13 protein-coding genes and 4 pseudogenes are annotated in these 18,579 nt (G+C 61.3%); 12 read left to right on the top strand and 5 right to left on the bottom strand.

Annotated features, from left to right (window positions below; all coding sequences use genetic code 11):
- Window positions 1-270 precede the first annotated feature (270 nt).
- Window positions 271-993, top strand: coding sequence for an OmpW family outer membrane protein (locus B0G77_RS27205; RefSeq protein ID WP_133665084.1), 723 nt, complete (start codon window positions 271-273; stop codon window positions 991-993).
- Here B0G77_RS27205 and B0G77_RS27200 read toward each other — a convergent pair.
- The gene (locus B0G77_RS27200) at window positions 879-2,108 is read right to left on the bottom strand and encodes an ISL3 family transposase (protein ID WP_133662124.1); all 1,230 of its coding nucleotides are present in this window, start codon (window positions 2,106-2,108) and stop codon (window positions 879-881) included. The two genes, B0G77_RS27205 and B0G77_RS27200, sit on opposite strands and share 115 nt — an antisense overlap.
- 154 nt (window positions 2,109-2,262) lie before the next feature.
- Here B0G77_RS27200 and B0G77_RS44580 point away from each other — a divergent pair.
- From B0G77_RS44580 to B0G77_RS27170, 6 genes and pseudogenes are all read left to right on the top strand, one after another.
- A pseudogene (locus tag B0G77_RS44580) lies at window positions 2,263-2,433 on the top strand (OmpW family protein); the annotation flags it as partial.
- Window positions 2,434-2,661: 228 nt separating this feature from the next.
- On the top strand, window positions 2,662-5,640 hold the full coding sequence (locus tag B0G77_RS27190; RefSeq protein ID WP_133665083.1) for a molybdopterin-dependent oxidoreductase: 2,979 nt from the start codon (window positions 2,662-2,664) through the stop codon (window positions 5,638-5,640).
- A 10-nt stretch (window positions 5,641-5,650) separates the two neighbouring features.
- A complete protein-coding gene (locus B0G77_RS27185; RefSeq protein ID WP_133665082.1) occupies window positions 5,651-6,514 on the top strand; it encodes a 4Fe-4S dicluster domain-containing protein in 864 nt (287 codons plus the stop codon).
- A gap of 537 nt (window positions 6,515-7,051) precedes the next feature.
- Window positions 7,052-8,675 (top strand): annotated as a pseudogene (locus B0G77_RS27180) (methyl-accepting chemotaxis protein).
- 277 nt (window positions 8,676-8,952) lie between these two features.
- Window positions 8,953-9,618, top strand: coding sequence for a TetR/AcrR family transcriptional regulator (locus B0G77_RS27175; protein ID WP_133665081.1), 666 nt, complete (start codon window positions 8,953-8,955; stop codon window positions 9,616-9,618).
- Between the two features lie 19 nt (window positions 9,619-9,637).
- A complete protein-coding gene (locus tag B0G77_RS27170; RefSeq protein WP_133665080.1) occupies window positions 9,638-9,841 on the top strand; it encodes a hypothetical protein in 204 nt (67 codons plus the stop codon).
- Window positions 9,842-10,524: 683 nt separating this feature from the next.
- Here B0G77_RS27170 and B0G77_RS27165 read toward each other — a convergent pair.
- The 4 genes and pseudogenes from B0G77_RS27165 to B0G77_RS27150 all read right to left on the bottom strand — a co-directional run.
- Window positions 10,525-10,716: pseudogene (locus B0G77_RS27165) on the bottom strand (MAPEG family protein); the annotation flags it as partial.
- A gap of 339 nt (window positions 10,717-11,055) precedes the next feature.
- A complete protein-coding gene (locus B0G77_RS27160) occupies window positions 11,056-12,780 on the bottom strand; it encodes a cytochrome c biogenesis protein DipZ (RefSeq protein WP_133664519.1) in 1,725 nt (574 codons plus the stop codon).
- 170 nt (window positions 12,781-12,950) lie between these two features.
- Window positions 12,951-13,733: an alpha/beta hydrolase gene (locus tag B0G77_RS27155; RefSeq protein WP_243751230.1), complete on the bottom strand. Its 783-nt coding sequence runs from the start codon at window positions 13,731-13,733 to the stop codon at window positions 12,951-12,953.
- 64 nt (window positions 13,734-13,797) lie between these two features.
- Complete coding sequence (locus B0G77_RS27150; protein ID WP_133665079.1) at window positions 13,798-14,103, bottom strand: antibiotic biosynthesis monooxygenase; 306 nt, start codon at window positions 14,101-14,103, stop codon at window positions 13,798-13,800.
- Window positions 14,104-14,212: 109 nt separating this feature from the next.
- Here B0G77_RS27150 and B0G77_RS27145 point away from each other — a divergent pair, with 109 nt between their 5' ends.
- The 5 genes and pseudogenes from B0G77_RS27145 (at window position 14,213) to B0G77_RS27130 (ending at window position 18,536) form a co-directional block, all read left to right on the top strand.
- Window positions 14,213-15,172: a helix-turn-helix domain-containing protein gene (locus B0G77_RS27145; protein ID WP_133664517.1), complete on the top strand. Its 960-nt coding sequence runs from the start codon at window positions 14,213-14,215 to the stop codon at window positions 15,170-15,172.
- A 276-nt stretch (window positions 15,173-15,448) separates the two neighbouring features.
- Window positions 15,449-15,730 (top strand): hypothetical protein, encoded by a 282-nt coding sequence (locus tag B0G77_RS44575; RefSeq protein ID WP_243751224.1) that lies wholly within the window; start codon window positions 15,449-15,451, stop codon window positions 15,728-15,730.
- A gap of 8 nt (window positions 15,731-15,738) precedes the next feature.
- Window positions 15,739-16,701, top strand: coding sequence for a site-specific integrase (locus B0G77_RS27140; protein WP_243751229.1), 963 nt, complete (start codon window positions 15,739-15,741; stop codon window positions 16,699-16,701).
- Window positions 16,698-17,675, top strand: coding sequence for a tyrosine-type recombinase/integrase (locus B0G77_RS27135; RefSeq protein WP_133665034.1), 978 nt, complete (start codon window positions 16,698-16,700; stop codon window positions 17,673-17,675). The genes B0G77_RS27140 and B0G77_RS27135 overlap by 4 nt, the downstream gene beginning before the upstream one ends.
- Window positions 17,668-18,536, top strand: a pseudogene (locus tag B0G77_RS27130) (tyrosine-type recombinase/integrase). Before B0G77_RS27135 ends, B0G77_RS27130 begins: the two are co-directional and overlap by 8 nt.
- The last annotated feature ends 43 nt before the right edge of the window (window positions 18,537-18,579 follow it).

Here is an 18,579-nt window from a genome sequence, read left to right as displayed (position 1 = left end):
TGGTAGCGGTACGAAAGGCAAGGGACGTGTAACCGGACGTTTTCGTCTCACGACACGTTGCAGTACGGAAGATAGAAAGCACTGAAGGATGGTGAGAGAAATCGTATCCATGCTTTACATTTAGTATGCCTATGTATGAAGATCGCCTAACGAAGGTGGGATGCGGTCGGAACCTATGAGGGCCGATCCAGCGATCCGGACCAGTGCGCGGATCGATGCAGCTGGGTACACGATAAAAGAATATTCAGCCAACGAGACAGGAGAAGACACATGAGGAATTACAGGAGAAAGGTTCGCTCTGCCGGTATGGCGGTTTGTATCTGCTCGGCTGCGCTTGCTGGTAATGCAAATTCTCAGACGGCTGGAAGCTTTACCCTGGCGACAGGGTGGCTTCACGTCGCGCCACAGGGTAATGCAACGCCGCTTACCGTGGAAAGCGTTGGTGGTATTGCGGTGAATAAGGAATTACCCGGTACCGGGGCGCACGCAACGTCCACGGATACGATGGGAATTACCACCGAGTACTACGTCACCGACAACATCGGCATCGCCACACTCATTGGACTCCCACTGACAGTGAATCTGGTTGGTGAGGGCGCGCTCGCGAAATATGGCACCCTCGGGTCGACGCGGCCGATACCGCCCGCTATCGTCCTTCGATATCACCTGTTTGCGGCCCAGTCGAAATTCCGTCCTTTCGTCGGGTTAGGCGTGAACTATACGTGGTTCACCCAGGTTCGCACGACTAATAGTCAGTTCGTCACTGATAGCCTTGGCCCAGGCGGGTCGGCGCACGCGTCACTCAGTTCATCCTGGAATCCGGTGTTCGAGATCGGGGCAAATTACGGCTCTTTTAAAAGCGCAGTGGGTAATGCGGCTCACGAGGCATGCGGATTGAGTGCTGAGAAGTCGAGTTTGCCCGCGATGAGAAACAGCACGGTGCGCATGGTCTTGAAGCTGGCGTATCCCCGTGCCTTGCGCTTGGCGGCCTGAAACAGGCCGTTGATCGCCTCAATGAATCCATTGGTCTGGCGTGTCTGCGCCCACGCGATGATGCCGTCGAAATGACGACGGATCATGCGCGCGACGTCCTTCATGGGCTCGACCTTGGAACGCATGACGTTGCCGCACCACCGGCGCAGCATTTTGGAGACGACGTGGATCTGTTTGCGATCGAGAATCTCGCGCAGTTGCTCGCGGTACATCCACGCTCGGGCCGTGCGGTTGGTGGCGTACTGGCTGATCAGCGCCTCGAGATCGGTCAGTTGCGCGAGATCGAGTTTCTCGGCATCCTTGAGCAGCGACCAGCGCATGCCCTTCAGCGAGGGATCGGTTTTCTGCTGCGCGCGGCGCACACCATCAAGCGCTTTGGACGCATGCGCCACGACATGAAACTTGTCGAAGGTCACACGCGCGTCGGGCAGGTGTTCGTCCACGCCCTTGATGAAGGCAGCCGACATGTCGATGCTGACCGATTCGATCTGTGCAGGCGTGGCATTATGTTCCTCCAGGTGCCGGGCAAAGCGTTCGACAACGCCGGCATCCTTGCCTGGCGTGACGAAGACCACGCGCCTTGCGTCCATGTCGGCGACCAGCGAGATATAGTCCTGCCCACGTCGGGCCGACGTTTCGTCAATGGCCACCGCGGTAACTTCGGACAGGTCGGTCGCGGCCACGGCCAGGTCCACGTAACGGTCACAGATGGCCTTCACCCGATGCCACGACAGGTTCACCACGCGGGCCACCGCGGCAAATGTCATCTCCCGGCACAGCGTCAGCACGAGCGCTTCAAACAGCAGCGTGAAGCCGTCCAGCTTGCCTATCCAGTCGGGTTCGACCAGGCGCACCGAGCCGTCCGGCAGACGCACCCGCGGCACCCGAACCTCCAGATAGCACTCGTGCTGAAAGAAGTTGAGGTGGCGCAGCCGCTTGATCTGGGTGTCGTGAGCCGGATGCTCGCCCGCGACGCCGGGATAGGGAAAGCGCGTACCCGCGACAAAGTCCACGGCAATGGTCAGTTCACGCCGCGCGGCATCGAAATCGACGCCTTGCACGTACCACGGGGCCTTGATTCCCAAGGCGGCTTCAAACAGTTGGGTCTGGTTCATCGGTTCACGTTGTCTTGCAGGGCTGGTTGCCGCATTCTGCCGCAACCAGCCCTGTCCCAGCTTACTTCTTCAACGCGCGTCAAGTATTCGCTTCGCCGGGCTGACGCCCGTACTTGACCCGCCAAACCAGCCACTCGGAATTTGAAATAGGCCAAATTACGCGCTTACAAAACACTGGTCTGTCGGAACCGCTGTCGGCTACGTTCCGTTGAAGACTCACCTTACCCTGGACGGCACGACGGCAAATGGAACGCGCATCGTTTCCCGATCGACGCTCCGGATCAATCCGATTAACGTCTTCGTGAACGTCGCCTACACCTTCTAGGTAGTACGGCCAGCGTTCTCCGGTACCTGACCATGGCGGCAGACGTTCAACCAAACGAGAGGTTTCAATGCACAACAAAGAGGTCGAAGGCGTTCTTTCGAGCCACGCTGATCACCCACGCTCCGACATAACCGCGAGTTGCACCGGTCCGTTCAACCGTGCGGGACCAACGGTCAACCATACTTTGATGCCATCTCTTTGCAGCAATGTTTCATTTCAGGTGGAACGATGAAACGACAAGTCCTCAAATCCATTCTGTTTGCGTTGCCCAAGGTGCTCGACCTGACGGCACGCCGCTTCCCCGACTATCGTGAGCGCCTCAAGGAGCGCGACCTGGTGGCCTGGATCGGGTTGATGGATCGAAGCCTCGGTCGCGTCATTGAGTTCAGGAACGGGCGCATTCGCTCGCGTGCCGGCACGCATCCGCAGCCCGACGTGTGCATGCTCTTCAAGGATGTCGCCACTGCCCTGAAATTCCTTTCTCCGAGTCCGGATCAGGCCGAGATCATTCATGCGGCGAAGAATTTCAAGGTGGTCACGGAAGGCGAGGATGACCTGTTGGTCTGGCTCATGCAAACGCTGAGCATGATGCAAACCGTCGGCCTGCCGATGGGCACGCCGATGCGCGACGGCACGCGTCGCTTTACCACCTGCACGAATGGCGGCCCTCTGTTCGTGTACGTGAAGGATGGACGCATCGTTCGGGTGACGCCTATCGATCTGGACAGCACAGATGCTCCGAGCTGGGAGATCGAGGCGCGCGGACGCCGGTTCAGCCCGCCACGGCGCGGGCTGGTCGCGCCCCACGCGCTTGCGATCAAGTCGCTCGTCTACTCCGACAAGCGCATTCTCCATCCGATGAAGCGGGTCGATTTCGATCCTGAGGGTGAACGCAATCCGCAGAACCGCGGCAAGTCCGGCTATGTGCCGATCAGTTGGGACGAGGCGCTGGAAATTGTCGCAAGAGAAATCAACCGGCAAAAGCGCGTTCACGGTCCCGGTTCCATCACATTCCCCATGTCCTCCCACCACCAGTGGGGCAATGTCGGCTACTACCTCAGCGCGCTGACGCGCTTTGCCAACCTGATCGGGTTCACGCGGGTGGCTGCCAATCCAGACAGCTGGGAAGGATGGTACTGGGGCGCCATGCATCACTTCGGCAACTCGATGCGCGTTGGCGTGCCGTCGGGCTATGGCGGTATCGAGGATTGCCTCAAGGAAGCCGAAATGATCGTTTTCTGGTCCTGCGACCCGGAAAGCACCAACGGCGCCTACGCGGGATTCGAGGGGACGCCTCGGCGACTGTGGGCAAAGGAACTCGGCATTGAGTTCGTTCATATCGACCCGCACTGCAACCCCACCGCCCAGTTGCTGGGCGGCCGCTGGGTTCCGATACGACCGCAGACTGATGCAGCTCTGGCCACCGCCATCATGCATGTGTGGGTCATGGAGGGTCTGTACGACAGGGATTACGTCGCCAGCCGGACGACCGGGTTCGACGAGTGGCGGGCCTATCTTGTGGGCGAAACCGACGGTGTTCCCAAGACTCCAGAGTGGCAGGAGAGCGAAACTGGCGTGCCCGCCAAAGACGTTCGTGCCCTCGCGCGCCTGTGGGGAAAGAAGAAGGTCTATCTTGCCGTCGGGATGACCGGCGCGGGATTCGGCGGGGCGGGACGCGGTGCGACCGGAGCGCAATGGGCGCGCTGCATGATCATGATGATGGCGATGCAGGGCTGGGGCAAGCCGGGCGTGAATTTCGGCTGTCTCGAGATCGGTGTTCCGCACGACCTGCATTTCTACTTTCCGGGCTACGCGGACGGCGGCATGTCGGGCGACCTTGCGTGGACCGCGAATGCGGTGAACAACTATCAGCGCATGCCGCACATCCTGACCATGAATCCGGTCAAGCAGATGGTCCCGCGGCAGCAGCTACCCGATGCCATCATCAACGGCCATGCGACGGGCTATCTCTGGGACGGCATGTCTCAGGAAGCCCAGTTCGCGCCGTTCAGCTATCCGATGCCGGGCTATTCGCCGATCCACATGATCTATCGCTATGGCGGGTCTGCTTTCAGCACCGTCACGAAATCCGGGCGCTGGGCCGACGCCTACCGGCACGCGAGCATCGAGTTCGTGGTCAACCAGTCGATCTGGATGGAGGGTGAGGCGCAGTTCGCCGACATCATTCTGCCCGCGTGCACGTCGCTGGAGCGATGGGACATCGGCGAATGGTCAAATTCTGGCGGCTACGCGCATCATGGCTATAGCACGGTCAATCATCGCATGATGACGCTGCAGCACAAATGCATCGAGCCTCTGGGCGAGTCCCGCTCCGACTACGACATCTTCACCGCCATTCTGAGCCGGCTCGGTCTGGGCGGCGTGTTCACCGAGGGGTGCGGTGAACTCGACTGGGTCAAGCGGGTATTCGACTCGTCCGATCTGCCGGATCGCATTTCGTGGCGCGAGTTCTGCCGCAAAGGCTATTTCGTCGTGCCACCCGAGAAGCCGGAATTGCGCCATCCAGTGGACATGCGTTGGTTCGCGGAAGGCCGGCGCAAGGATCTGCAGGAACCGCATCCGCTGCCGTCGCAGTACGCCGAAAAGTTCGGCATGGGCCTGCAGACGCCCAGCGGCAAGCTCGAGTTCGTGCCCGAATTGCTCAAGCGGCATACCGCGGACAACCCGGAGCGACCGCCGCTGAACCGATACATCCCGTCCTGGGAGGGATTGCGCTCCGAACTGGCCAAGCGCTATCCGCTGCAACTGATCGCTACTCACAGCCGTTACAGTTTCCATACCCATTGTGACGGCAAGAACTCGTCGGTCAACAGTGTTGAAGATCATCGCGCGCTGATTGGCGGGCACCGCTTCTGGCTGCTGCGTCTTGGTCCGGCCGACGCGACGGGCCGGGGCATTGCGCATCGCGATCTCGTCAAGGTCTACAACGATCGGGGCGCCGTCATCTGTGCGGCAGACGTATCGCCTCTGGTGACTGCCGGTGTGGTCAAGTCATACGAGGCGAGCGCGGAATTCCAGCTGATCGAAGTAGACGGCGAGCGCGTCGAAATCGGCGGTTGCATGAACATGCTGACGCCCGACCGGCCCCAAACGGCGGGCACGAGCAGCATGAGCCCTAATTCATGCCTCGTGCAGGTTGAAAAGTGGAAAGGCGCCGACGCGTTCATGCTCGGTCGCGCAGCGTGAGGAGCACACCATGAGCAAGTGGAATCTGGTTATCAAGGTCGGGCAATGCGAGAACTGCCAGAACTGCGTCATCGCCGCGCGGGATGAGCACGTTGGCAATGATTTCCCCGGTTACTCCGCGCCTGCCGCGGCCAGTGCCGAAAGCCCCATTCGCATCTTGCGCCGCGTGCAGGGCCATTCCCACATGGTCGAAACGACATACTTGCCGGTGATGTGCAATCACTGCGACGAAGCGCCATGTATGCGCGTGGGCGGCGACGCCATCCGCAAACGCGCGGACGGAATCGTCATCATCGATCCGGACAAGGCCCGAGGCCGGAAGGACATCGTGAAGTCCTGCCCGTACAAGGCGATAGTGTGGAACGAGGAACTGCAAGTGCCGCAGACCTGGATCTTCGATGCCCATCTGCTCGACCAGGGTTGGCAGCATCTCCGATGCGAACAGGCTTGCCCCACTGGCGTCTTCGAGACCGTCAAGCTGGATGACGCAGCGATGGTGGAAAAGGCCCGGCGCGAAGGGCTCAAGGTCTTGCGGCCCAATCTGGGCACGAAGCCTCGCGTGTGGTACGGCGGGCTCGAGCGCTGGGAAGACTGCTTCGTAGGTGGAAGCGTCAGTGCCCCGGTGGGCGGCATCGTCGAATGCGTTGCTGGTGCCGCGGCTGTCCTGTATTCGGGTGATCAGAAGGTCGCAGAAACGGCTTCAGACGCGTTCGGCGATTTCCGGTTCGGGGGCCTCGCGAAGGGTAGCGGTATCTACCGCGTCGAGATTCGCCATCCATTCGGCAACGCATCGCGCGAATGCGAGCTGGGCGAAAGCGTGAACCTGGGCGAAATCAGCCTGGTGCGGTCGACCAGCGCAGTCGAGGCCGCCTGACGCCGCAATCGGACGTCTTTGCCTGAGATGGCAGACCACTCGTGCTGTCGCCCGGCTGCGCAGCGCTTTGGCCGCGCCCCGGCCATCGCGGCGCCGTCGCCCACACGGCGCCGCCCATCACGATCGCACCAGCGTCCTCGCAACCTTCACACACAGCAGCGGGACCTCGTCCACGACGCCGCCAGCACCGTCGTCTGCAACATCGCGGTCAGCACCCTGATTCAATACCCATAGCTGCTGACGCCAGCGAAGTGGTTCCACTCAAAGGATTCTTGGCGAAGCGGATCCGGATTTCGTGCCGTACCTGCGATCGTCCCGGTCCCCGCATCCGCTTCGCTAAAAATCCTCTGCCTGATCACATATAGATTTCCGTCATTTTGGCGTCTCTCAAGTTTTACAGCCCAATGCCGTAAGTAATGTCAGTCATGACGTTTTTATCATGTATTCTGCTGGGGCTTGCGCTGTCCTCTTCCTGCGCCTCGCGCGACTGATAAGGCGATTGCCCGCAATGTAGCCGTTTCCGTGAGAGATACCGCCATGCGTAACAACGTGCCCGTTACCCAGCGCGAATACGAATTCGCAGACAATGCCACCCTGATGTCTGTCACTGACGTGCAGAGTCACATCACCTACGCAAACGCAGCGTTCATCCAGGTGAGCGGATTCGATAGCGACGAAATCATCGGGGAACCACACAATCTCGTTCGCCATCCTGATATGCCGACGCAGGCATTTGCTGACATGTGGGCGACCCTGCGGGCCGGTCTGTCGTGGACGGCGCTGGTTAAGAATCGACGTAAGAACGGCGACCACTATTGGGTACGCGCTAATGCCACACCGGTCATGCGAAACGGTGCGCTCACCGGCTATATGTCGGTTCGTACCAAGCCGAGCGGGAAGCCGAAAGTTCCATCACGGCCTGATCGTGCGCACGGGACTATTGGGCTGGATGTCGCTGTTGCAGACCATGCCGGTACGCTGGCGTATCCGTAGCGGCGTCCTGACCTTCGCGCCGCTTGGCACATTGGGCGCTTGCGTGTTGGGTCTACGTGGCGAAATGCTGGGTGCTTTTGCATTAATAGCCGCGGTGATTTCACTGATGGCCACGCGCTGGATTGAAGCTCAGGTCTCGCGTCCGCTTGAACGTGTCCTCAAACAGGCTCTCAGTGTCGCTGCTGGCCAGCCAGGCGACAACGTATTCCTGAATCGCGTAGACGAGATCGGTATGATGTTGCGCGCCGTGAATCAGTCGGGCCTGAATCTGCGTTCATTGGTGGACGATGTCAGCGAGCAGATATCGGGGCTGCAGATCACTAGCGATGAAATTGCGCAAGCGAATAACGATCTCAGCTCCCGCAGCGAGGAAGCAGCAGCGAGTCTGGAGCAGACAGCGGCGTCAATGGAGGAAATGACTGCAACCGTCAGAAATAATGCTGACACTGCCCAGCACGTGAGTCAACTCGCCGGCTCGGCCAGTGATGCTGCAGTTAAAGGCGGTGAGATAGTGGGGCGGGTGGTCGAGACGATGGCAACGATCACGACGTCGAGTAAAAAAATCAGTGAAATCATCGGCGTGATCGACGGGATTGCCTTCCAGACCAACATCCTTGCGCTCAACGCAGCGGTCGAAGCCGCCCGTGCCGGGGAGCTGGGTCGCGGCTTTGCGGTGGTCGCCAGCGAAGTGCGGGCTCTTGCACAGCGCAGCGCCACTGCGGCCAAGGAAATCAAAAACCTGATTGGCGAGAGCGTTGAAAACATCGAGACAGGTAGCGAGCTCGTTAACAAGGCGGGCGAAGCGATGAGCAACATCGTCGCCCAGGTATCCAGCACTACTTCCCTGATCGCTGAAATCAGTTCGGCCACACAGGAACAATCAGAGGGAATCAGTCAGGTCAATGTCGCCGTGGCTCAACTCGATGAGACAACGCAACAGAATGCGACTCTGGTCGAGCAGTCGGCTGCCACCGCCGAAAGCTTGCGTAACCGCACTCTTAAGTTAGGTCACGCGGTAGCGGTCTTCACGTCCAGGCAGACGGAGACGCATCCGTCCCGCGCAAATGCGCGGGAGCGTCGTCCGGCGAAGTCGTCCGGAGGAAAGCCTGGCGTACTTGCCCTCACGAGTACGGTTGATCCGGATATCAATGAGTGGTCGACCTTTTGAGCGCTCAACGCAGTGAGCGGACCGATGCCGACGATTGCCATTGCGCGTTGCGCGTTGGCGTCGTGTTTGACGGAGGCGCGCGACGTGCTGCATCGATTCGTCTCGCATTCCCGCCCTCATTTTTAATGTTGACTATATGATCAGATATGAGTCTAATATCGTAAAACCGTTGGGCAGCCTGATCGGGTGTCGACGGACTTGTTGAGAAACCCGCCATCTGACAGGCTCACCTTCGCTTCGGCGAACGCAGACGGCGACGTCACCAGTAAGCTACGCGATGAAGCCCGAACGCCTGACCCACGCGCGCAGAAAAGAGCAGACGCGGAAGCGCCTGTTTGACGCCGCACGAACCATTTTTCTTGAGAAGGGTTTCGCCGCTACAAGCGTGGAAGCCATCGTTGAGGCGGCGGGTTATACGCGCGGCGCGTTCTATTCCAATTTCCGCGACAAACAGGAACTGCTGATGGAACTGTTGCGGCGCGATGCCGATGAGGCACGAGCGAATCTGCAGGCCATCATCGAAGAGGGCGGCACGCCGGAAGAAACGAAGGCGCGCGCGATCGCGTTCTACAGCCGCGACTACCGTGAAAGCGATTGCTTCCCGCTTTGGGTCGAGACCCAACTCCTTGCGCGCCGTGACAGCGCGTTTCGGGAGCGTGTTCATGCGCTCCGGCGCGACAGGCTCTTACAGGTCAGTGCCTACATACGAACGCTCCTGGAGGATAGCGACAGCGCGTTGCCCCTGCAAGCGGACGCGCTCGCGCTCGGCCTGGTGAGTCTGTGCAATGGCATGCAGTTCTTCAGAATGTGCAATTGCCGGACTGTGACCGACCAGGCGAGTCAATCTGTGCTAGCCGAATTCGTTTCTTGTGTACTGTGGCGACAGCGGGAAGAAAAACGCCACGACGAGCATCGTACAAGCGCGACAGAGTCGTGCACCTGAACCGTTAAACGAGGTGGCAATGAATCACGATAGCAACACGTTCCAGAATACCGATATTGAGTGGGGCATCAACGACTGCATAAACATCGATTCCACGTCGAAGGATGTCGTCGATGCGATCAGGCCCGCCTCTTCAGCGAACTGGGCGTGGGCCCAACCCGGCGACTCGTACGACTGGATGGACTGGCACAGTCCGTCTGCTGCGGTAACCCACTTCGACTGATCGGGGCATGCCGTCCCTCGGGCTATCGCGAGGATATGCCACGCCCACTTGATCCCTCGCGTTGACACGCGTCAAAGCAGTAGCCATGCCGCTCGACTACAACTCACCGCACTCACGCGCCGACCGCGCGTGAGCATTCGCGCCTGCTGTTTGCAGCAACCGTAACGGCGCACTCATCGGAAGCCTTGCGCTAAGCAGCGAGGCCTACCGCTCTCATCAATTCACAATCGCAATTCCCGGTGAAGACATCGACGGTGATCTGAGGGCCGTGAATCGGTCACCCTGTCATTCCCGAAAACTCGAAGTTGGTGATTCTGTTGCACGTTTGGACGATCTACCTCACTCTGGCATTCTTGGCCGTGTTGTCGCCCAGAGGATTTCGAATCATGCCACCCGTCGCCCGCGCGTTGATTGCATTCCTGGCCACGTGGTTCCGCTCACGGCTGTCGCTGCAGCTCCAGATCGTCGCATTGCGACACCATGATGGTCTACCAGCGGTCCTGCTCCCGGCCACGTCTGCGTCCAGCCGACCGCATCTTCTGGTCCTGGCTGTCGCGTCGCTGGTCAAGGTGGTGCGAGGTCCTCGTCCTGGTTCAGCCCGCAACAGTGATCGCATGGCAGCGTAAGCGATTCCGTGACCATTGGACGCGCATCAGTGGCAAAGGCACGCCGGGCAGACCACCGATCACCGCAAAGAACGGCGCGTACTCGGCGGTATTGCCGTGAGCGCGAACCAGTTTGGTTAGCAGCCGGTCAGGTTCAGGTGCGTAGCCGCTCAGCAGCCCGACGCGAGAGCGCACGATCGTGATGGTGAGTCCAAGTACGAACAGAAGCAAACCGAGGACACCGGTGCAGGCTAGTGCGATGCTGTTCATTCCATACTCCTTGGTTGACCGTCGAAATCAGTGATTCGGGGACGCCTTGCGGGCGACGGTGAGTGACAGTGCGGACACTCTTCCCTGCTCTTGGTGCTCTTGGGGAGGATGGCGGCACCCGAAAATATATCTAAAAACCGACACGGCGCGATACCCGCACTGAACGCCGGTCGCACGGCGTCGTCCGCACGTTTGATATCAGCGCAGCGAACGGAAGCTCGCGCGAACCTCGTCCAAGAACGCTTGTCGCTGCTTTCAGGCGGCGATGTGTCCGCCTTTGGGGAGGCGATTATAGTGTTAAGGCGGGACATGAGGCTCTTCTCGCGCCAAAGGTGGGACTCAGCCGAACGTAAACGCGTAAGCCAGCACGCCAGGGTCGAGAAACGTGATTTCGAAGGTGCGTTCGCCGCTACCATTGGCCTGCCGCACGAGCTGATAGAGGCGCTGCCCGGTGACCGTGCCGTTGCCATCCGCATCAATGTCCGTGCCGCGGTCGGCGCCCGGCGCCTTGCCGTCGATCAGCACGCGAAAGCGCACGGGCTTGCCGTCGCGACCGGGCCCCAGCACCAGGTGCAGGTCGCGGCCACGGAAGCGATAGACGATACGTCCGTTGGGGCTGTCGAGCCGCGCATTTTCGTCGCCCACCGACCAGCGCCCGTCGAGCGCCCACTGGTTGGCGATCAGTGTCGGGGGCGCATGATACGTCGAGGTCGCGTCCTGCGCCATCTGGCCGCCGGCGAAGTTCTGCGCGTGTGCGTAGCCGACGTAGGTTTCCGGCGAACGATTGGAATCGCCTGAGCCGGCGGCGGCCTGCGCGCCCTGTACGTTCGGTTGCACGTAGCCGCCAGGCAGGTCCTTCCGGCCGGCCTCGGCGAGCAGTCGGCGGATCACGTCCTCGTTTTGCTTGTAGTCGCCTTCGCCAAAGTGGTGGTGACGAATATGCCCCTGCGGATCAATGAAGTAATGCGCAGGCCAGTACTCGTTGCTGAAGGCCTTCCAGATGGTGTAACCGTTGTCGAGTGCGACCGGGTAGTCTAGGCCCAGGTCCTTCACGGCGTGGGCGACGTTGCCCGGATCCTTCTCGAACGCGAACTCGGGCGCGTGCACGCCGATCACCACCAGTCCGTAATCCTTGTACTTGTCAGCCCAGCCCCGCACGTAGGGCAGCGAGCGGATGCAGTTGATGCAGGAGTAGGTCCAGAAATCGACCAGCACCACCTTGCCGCGCAGCGACTGCGCCGTGAGCGGCGGGCTGTTGAGCCACTGGGTGGCGCCATCGAGCGCGGGCAGATCGCCTTCCACCGGCAGCGTGTCGCCGGCCTTCACAGCGAGCCGCACGAGAGGCGAAGGACGCACCGCGTCGATCAGCTTCTGTTCGATGCCGCCCGTGCTGGCCAGCGACACACGTGTCAGCAGTCCGGTATCCAGGCCCTGCGCGATGGCGGCCACACCTGCCAGCACCAGCACGCCCAGGGCGCGGCGCACCCATTCGCCCGCGCCCAGCGAGCGTTTCATCAAGGCGAAGACGCGTCCGCCAATCAGCAGCGCCAGCGCGAGCGATGTCGCCGCGCCCGCCGCGTAGGTGAGCAGCAACAACGTTGTCTGTACGCTGGCGCCGTTTAGGGCCGCACCCGTGAGCAGCAGGCCCAGGATCGGGCCTGCGCAGGGCGCCCACAGCAGCCCCGTGGCCACGCCCAGCCCAGCCGCCGAGAGCACCGAATCATCCTGGCTCCCGGTGTGCTCGGTGAGCTTGTTGCCAAGCGCGACGAACGGACGGGTGATCCATTCGGCGACGCGCTCCGAGAGCAAGGTCAGGCCAAGCACGGCGAGCACGGCCAAGGCGACGAAGCGGCCGTACTGGTTTGCGCGCACGGCCCAGCCGCCGCCGACGGCGGCCAGCGTGGCGACCACGGCGAAGGTCAGCGCCATGCCCGCCAGCATCGGCAGTCCATTGCGTGCGAACGGGCGGTCGGCCCGCGAAAATACGAACGGCAGCACCGGCAGGATGCACGGACTGAGGATGGTCAGTGCACCGCCGAGGTAGGCAAGGATCAGTAGTAGCATGGTGGCAACATCCGTGAAGGTTATGGTTATGTCCCGAGCTGAGTGGCATACACCCGCGATTGCCGTGATTTGACAACCAACGTGGATATCTGCGATGGGGGCGGCCCGACTGGCGACGGTGTCGCCCGTCGGCGCCAAGCCGACAGGTGACCCATCGAGACGATTACCGGTCAGTTCGTCGACTTCGCGGCAACCTCGATCACTCGCGCGACCGCGGCCGGCTGAGAGATAAAGACAGCGTGGCTTGCGCTCACCTCTGTCACCTTGGCACCCGAGCGTTGATACATCCAGCGCTGAAGCTGCGGGCTCACCATATGATCCTGGGTGGTCAGGATGGCGTAGCTGGGCTTGGTTCGCCATGCCGCCACAGAGACGGGTGCGCCCAACGCTTTCTCAGCGAGTTGATCCTGCGAATCCGCCAGGAATTGCGCCTCCGGGGGCGAGACGTCCGCTGCAAAGTTCTCACGGAATTTCGCCGGCGGGAGGAAGAAATACTTGTCCGGCGTCGCTCGCATCGCATCGTTGGGCGCGGCGAATTTCTGCAACAGCTGACCGCTGGCTTCGCCAGCGTCGGGTTGCAGTGCGGCCACATAGACGAGCGAGCCGACCTTCGGGTCCGCACCTGCCTCCGTGATCACGGAGCCGCCGTAGCTGTGACCGACCAGCACCACCGGGCCCTGTTGCTGATCAATGACGCGCCTGGCGGCATCGACATCCTCGGCAAGGCCCGTGAGCGGCTCTTGCACGATCGTCACATGATAGCCATCCTTGACCAGGATGTCGTGGACGGCCCGCCAGCCGGAGCCATCCACCAGTGCGCCGTGGACAATGACCACATCTTTCGTAGCCGCCTTTGCCTCGGCGTGCGCCATCGTGGCGCCCAGGGCAATCAGGGCGGTAATGGCCAGTTTCTTTCGCAGTGCAAACATTTTACTCTCCAGAATTGTTTCCATGTGCCCGTCGTTTCGCGCCATCGCGCGTGACGGGCGAGTATCGATCGGTGATCGCGAACAGGGCTCAGGCCAGCGTGTTCTTCATCGCCAGCACTTCGATCGGCTCGACCGACGGCGGGCTGGCAAGCATCTCGTCGACCCGCGCCATCAGGGCACCAGCCATACTTCCGTGCAGGTGTGCCTGGCGGTCCTCTTCACGCGCAAAGGCGTCGAAGACGCCGAACGTCGTCGGCGACAGCCTGAGGGCGAACCAGATCGGTGTGGTCGTCTCGCGATTCGTCATTTCCAGGCCGGCGTCGAGGAAGTCTGCTACCGCCTGCTCCTTTCCCGGCTTGGCTTCAAGTCGGACGAATAGTGCTTTCTTGATCATCTTTGCTCTCCAGTTTGCGCGCGACGGGTTCACGCGTTGGTCCAGACTTTACAAACAGAGTGCCCTTGGAGATACTGTCGCAATCGACAATTTTGGTATCGATCCTGCCATGCGGATTTTTGTCCTGGCGCTCGAGGGGGTGTTCGACACCGGCCTCACCACCGTGCTCGATGCGTTGACGACGGCCAACGAACTTGCGCGCGCGACGGGGATGGCCACACCGGGCTTCGAAATCACCGTTGTGGGGATGCGGCCAGAGGTGCGCACCGCGCTTGGGTTGCAGGTTCCCGTCCGCGACACATCAGACGCCCTGGTCCCGGACTGGGTCGTCGTACCGGCGCTCAACAGGACGACGACGGAGCTGCTCGTGCCTTCGCTCGGCCGGGCGGACGTGGTCGATGCGCTCGGTGCATTGCGCTCGTGGCACAGTGCCGGCGCCCGTATCGGAGCCGCTTGTACGGGCACCTTTGTGCTGGCCGAAAGCGGCTTGCTCGATGGGCGCGAAGCCACGACCACCTGGTGGCTTTCCCCGATGTTCCGGCAGCGTTACCCTCGAGTGCACCTGGACGCCCATCGCATTGTCGTGCCCAGCGGCAGCACGGTAACTGCAGGAGCGGCCCTGAGCCATCTCGACCTTGCGCTCTGGTTGATCCGCAACAACAGCCCGGAGCTTGCGGCGCTCGTGGGCAAGTACCTCGTATTCGATTCGCGGCCGTCGCAGTCTGCCTTTGCGATCTCCGATCACCTGGCCCATTCGGACCCGCTCGTCGAGCGTTTCGACCGCTGGGTGCGCGAACACCTCGACACGGCCATCGCGCTCGACGACGCCGCCGAAGAATTGGCGACCAGCAAGCGAACGTTGACACGACGTCTAAACGAGGTGCTCGGTAAAACGCCCGTCGAGTACATTCAGGATCTGCGGGTCGAGCGCGCCGTCCATCTGCTGAAAACGAGCAAGCTTAGCGTGGATCGCATCGCCGAGCAGGTCGGTTACGCGGACGGCGTGACGCTGCGCACGCTGCTGCGGCGGCGGATAGGTAAGGGGGTCCGTGAGGTGCGGGCGTCGTGAGCCTTATCGACTATTGGAGTATGCCGGCGGCCGTGCTCGATGATCGTGCGGGAGGACTTGCCAGCTGAAGCGAGCGGTCGAATGACGGCTTCACCCCGGAAACCGCCGCATCCCGACGTAAGCAGGGAAGACTGCTTCGGGTCGCTATGCAGAGGTTTACATAGAGCAGAGATTTTTTTGGTTGGCGATCGCGGCTTCTGTCGAGGTTGATCGGCGTAGGTCTGGACATAGTTTCCGCTGCGGATTGAAGTGGTGGTCTCGCTTTAGGAGACTGCCATGGCGAACACCCGATCGCTTCAACTCACCGGTTTCGACTGGCTCGCCAACGGACCGCTTGCTCCGCACATTGATGCATTCAAGCGGTACCTGACCGAGCGCGGCCACGCTACGACCACGTTCACCAACTGCTTGGGCAGCGTGCCCACTTTGGTCAATGGCTGCACGGTCACCGTCTGCGCGTTGCGCAGATTGATGAGGCTGTTGTTGCGGAGTTCCTCGACGATCATCTTCCTCGATGCAGGTGCACAGGTCCGGTTCAGCGCGATCGACGCAATCTGAGCGCTGCCTTGGGCCATCTGCTGATTGTGTTGCGCGCCCAAGGTGTTGTGAACCCGCCGAGGTTGCACAGAACTCCGGTTGATGAGGAACTGCTCCGTTACGACGAGTACATGGGCCATGTGCGTGGTCTGGCGCCCAAGACCCGGAGCACGGGTTTGCGAATCGTGGGGCGACTGCTGGCTTCGCGCTTCGGCGACGGCGCCATCGACATCACGGCAGTCAAACCCGATCATGTCCGGCGCTTCTTCGCGAAACAGTCCAGGCTATACAGCAAGCCGGCGAACGCCGGTACGGTGGTCGCAGCATTGCGCGGGTACTTTCGATATCGCGCGTCGCTTGGTGACGTGGTGCACGGACTGATCGGCGCGCTTTCGTATCCAGCCAACTGGCAGTTAGCATCACTTCCGCAGGCACTGACCGCCGAGGAAGTCGAGCAACTGGTCGCCTCGCTTGGCAAACCGGGACGCTCGCTGCGGCGCGCCGACGCTATCGTGCGCTGCGCCCTGGATCTCGGGCTTCGCAGTGGTGAGATTGCCCGGCTCAGCCTCGAAGACATTGACTGGCGCGCCGGAACGCTCACGCTGCGTCATACCAAGGGCCGCCGCGATGATGTACTGCCCTTGCCGGCAACGACCGGCAAGGCCATCGCGGCGTACCTGAAGTACGAACGTCCGAAGACATGTAACCGCGCGGTCTTCGTCCGCCACGTGGCACCACGCGATCAGCCCGTCGGCCCCGACTGCGTCCGCAAGGCCATCCGTCAGACCTTTGCGCGCGCGGGCTTGCCCTACACGCGATCGCACCTGCTGCGACACACGATGGCCAATCGTCTATTGGCAAGCGGCTCCTCCCTCAAGGAGGTGGCCGATGTTCTGCGCCACCGCTCCCTGAATACCACGTTGATTTACGCCAAACTCGACAGCCGGAAGCTTGTCGAGGTGGCCTTGCCGTGGCCGGGGAGCGCAGCATGAGCACCAGCACCTCCCTGCAACGATTCGTTGAGCACTATCTGACTGAGCGTCGCCGATTGGGCTTCGCCTTGCGCAGTGAAGGCTATGCCCTACGCAGCTTCGCGCGTCATGTACAGGCCGTCGATCACCGCGGAGCATTGAACGAGGAAGTCATGACCGACTGGGCTCGACGCGATAGCCACGCCAGCGAAGATCCGCGCACGTGGGCGCGCCGGCTGAAGCGGTTGCGCTCCTTCACGCGTTGGCTGCAGCAGTTCGAGCCACGCACCGAAGTGCCCGACGAGGCGATCTTCGGTCGGCTGCCGGAACGGCAGGCTCCACACATCTACAACGAACGCGAGATCGTTGATTTGCTGGCCGCCGCGCGGCGACTGGGACCGGCTCCAGGCTTGCGGGGCGTCGTCTACGAAACGCTGTTCGGTCTGCTTGCCAGTACTGGCCTACGGATCTCGGAAGCGCTGGCTCTGCGCAACTACGATGTTGATCTGAGACGCGGCATGCTCACCGTCGAGCGGACCAAGTTCGCCAAGTCTCGTCAGGTACCCATGCACCCGAGCACAGTTGAAGCGTTGCGTCGCTATCGCTGGATGCGCGATCTCGCCGGTGCGTCAGCGCAGGACGATGCTCCGTTCTTCGTCGGCACGCGTGGGCAACGACGTGGATTGCCACTGAACACGCACCACGTGGAACGCGTCTTCGCGGCCCTGCGCAAGCAATTGGGCTGGCGCAATCGCGGTACTCACCATGCCCCGCGCATCCACGACCTGAGGCACACCTTCATCGTGCGCCGCATCGTGCTGTGGCAAGCACAGGGCATCGACATCGATCAGTCGATGTTGTCGCTATCGACCTACGTCGGACACGCCATGGTTACCAACACCTACTGGTACCTCTCGGCAGTGCCCGAGCTGATGTCGTTGGCTGCACAGCGCTTTGCGTCATTCAGTTTACAGACGGAGGCTCCAGATGCGTAATGCCGCCGCACCGAAATCACCGTCGTTTGCAGCGCTGGTCCAGACGTTCTTCACCGAATATCTTGTTGTCCAGCGTGCGGTCAGTCCGCGTACGGTGGCCTGCTACCGCGATGCGCTGATGCTGTTCCTGGACTTTGCCAGTCGCAAGCTGGGTAAGGCGCCGACCACCTTACGGCTGACCGACATCCAGCCAGAGATAATTCTGGCGTTCCTGGACCATCTGGAGCACGAGCGCAGTTCCTGACGCGAGAGGAGATGGTTGCGGTGCTGAGGCAAACAGGTGCGACCTGGACCTCGCAACGCGACCACTTGCTGCTGGCGTTGCTTTACAACACAGGCGCACGGGTGTCGGAAATCATCGGCGTGCGTGTGAGCGATGTCGTCCTCGACAGTGCTGCCTGCGTCCATTTACGCGGCAAGGGTCGCAAGCAGCGATCGGTGCCGTTGTGGAAGACCACGGGGCAAGAAATTCGCGCATGGCTACGTCTGAATCCCGGACTCCGTGACGGGGCCGCCTTACTGCCCAATCGTGACGGGCAGGCGATGTCCAGGTCTAACGTCGCACAGCGTCTGGCACTCGCTGTCGCCCGGGCATCCGCTCAGGAGCCCAGCCTGCTGAAGAAGCACGTTTCGCCTCACACGGTTCGCCACACCGTGGCAATGCATCTGCTGCAGTCGGGCGTGCCGTTTAACGTCATCGCGCTTTGGCTTGGTCACGAGAGCACTACCACCACTCACCGTTACGTCGAGGCTGACCTCGCAATGAAAGAGAAAGCACTTGCACGACTGGAACCGCCCGAGACCACCATGCGTCGGTTCCGCGCGCCAGACTCACTCATGCGGTTCCTGAGCACGCTGTAACTATGTGCAGACGGTGCCGACCTGAATCCCCACCGAATCTAGG

It is taken from the genome of Paraburkholderia sp. BL10I2N1 (assembly GCF_004361815.1).
GTDB lineage: Bacteria > Pseudomonadota > Gammaproteobacteria > Burkholderiales > Burkholderiaceae > Paraburkholderia.
The sequence above is the reverse complement of the archived record's forward strand: the minus strand, read 5'-3'. Positions and strand labels throughout refer to the sequence as shown.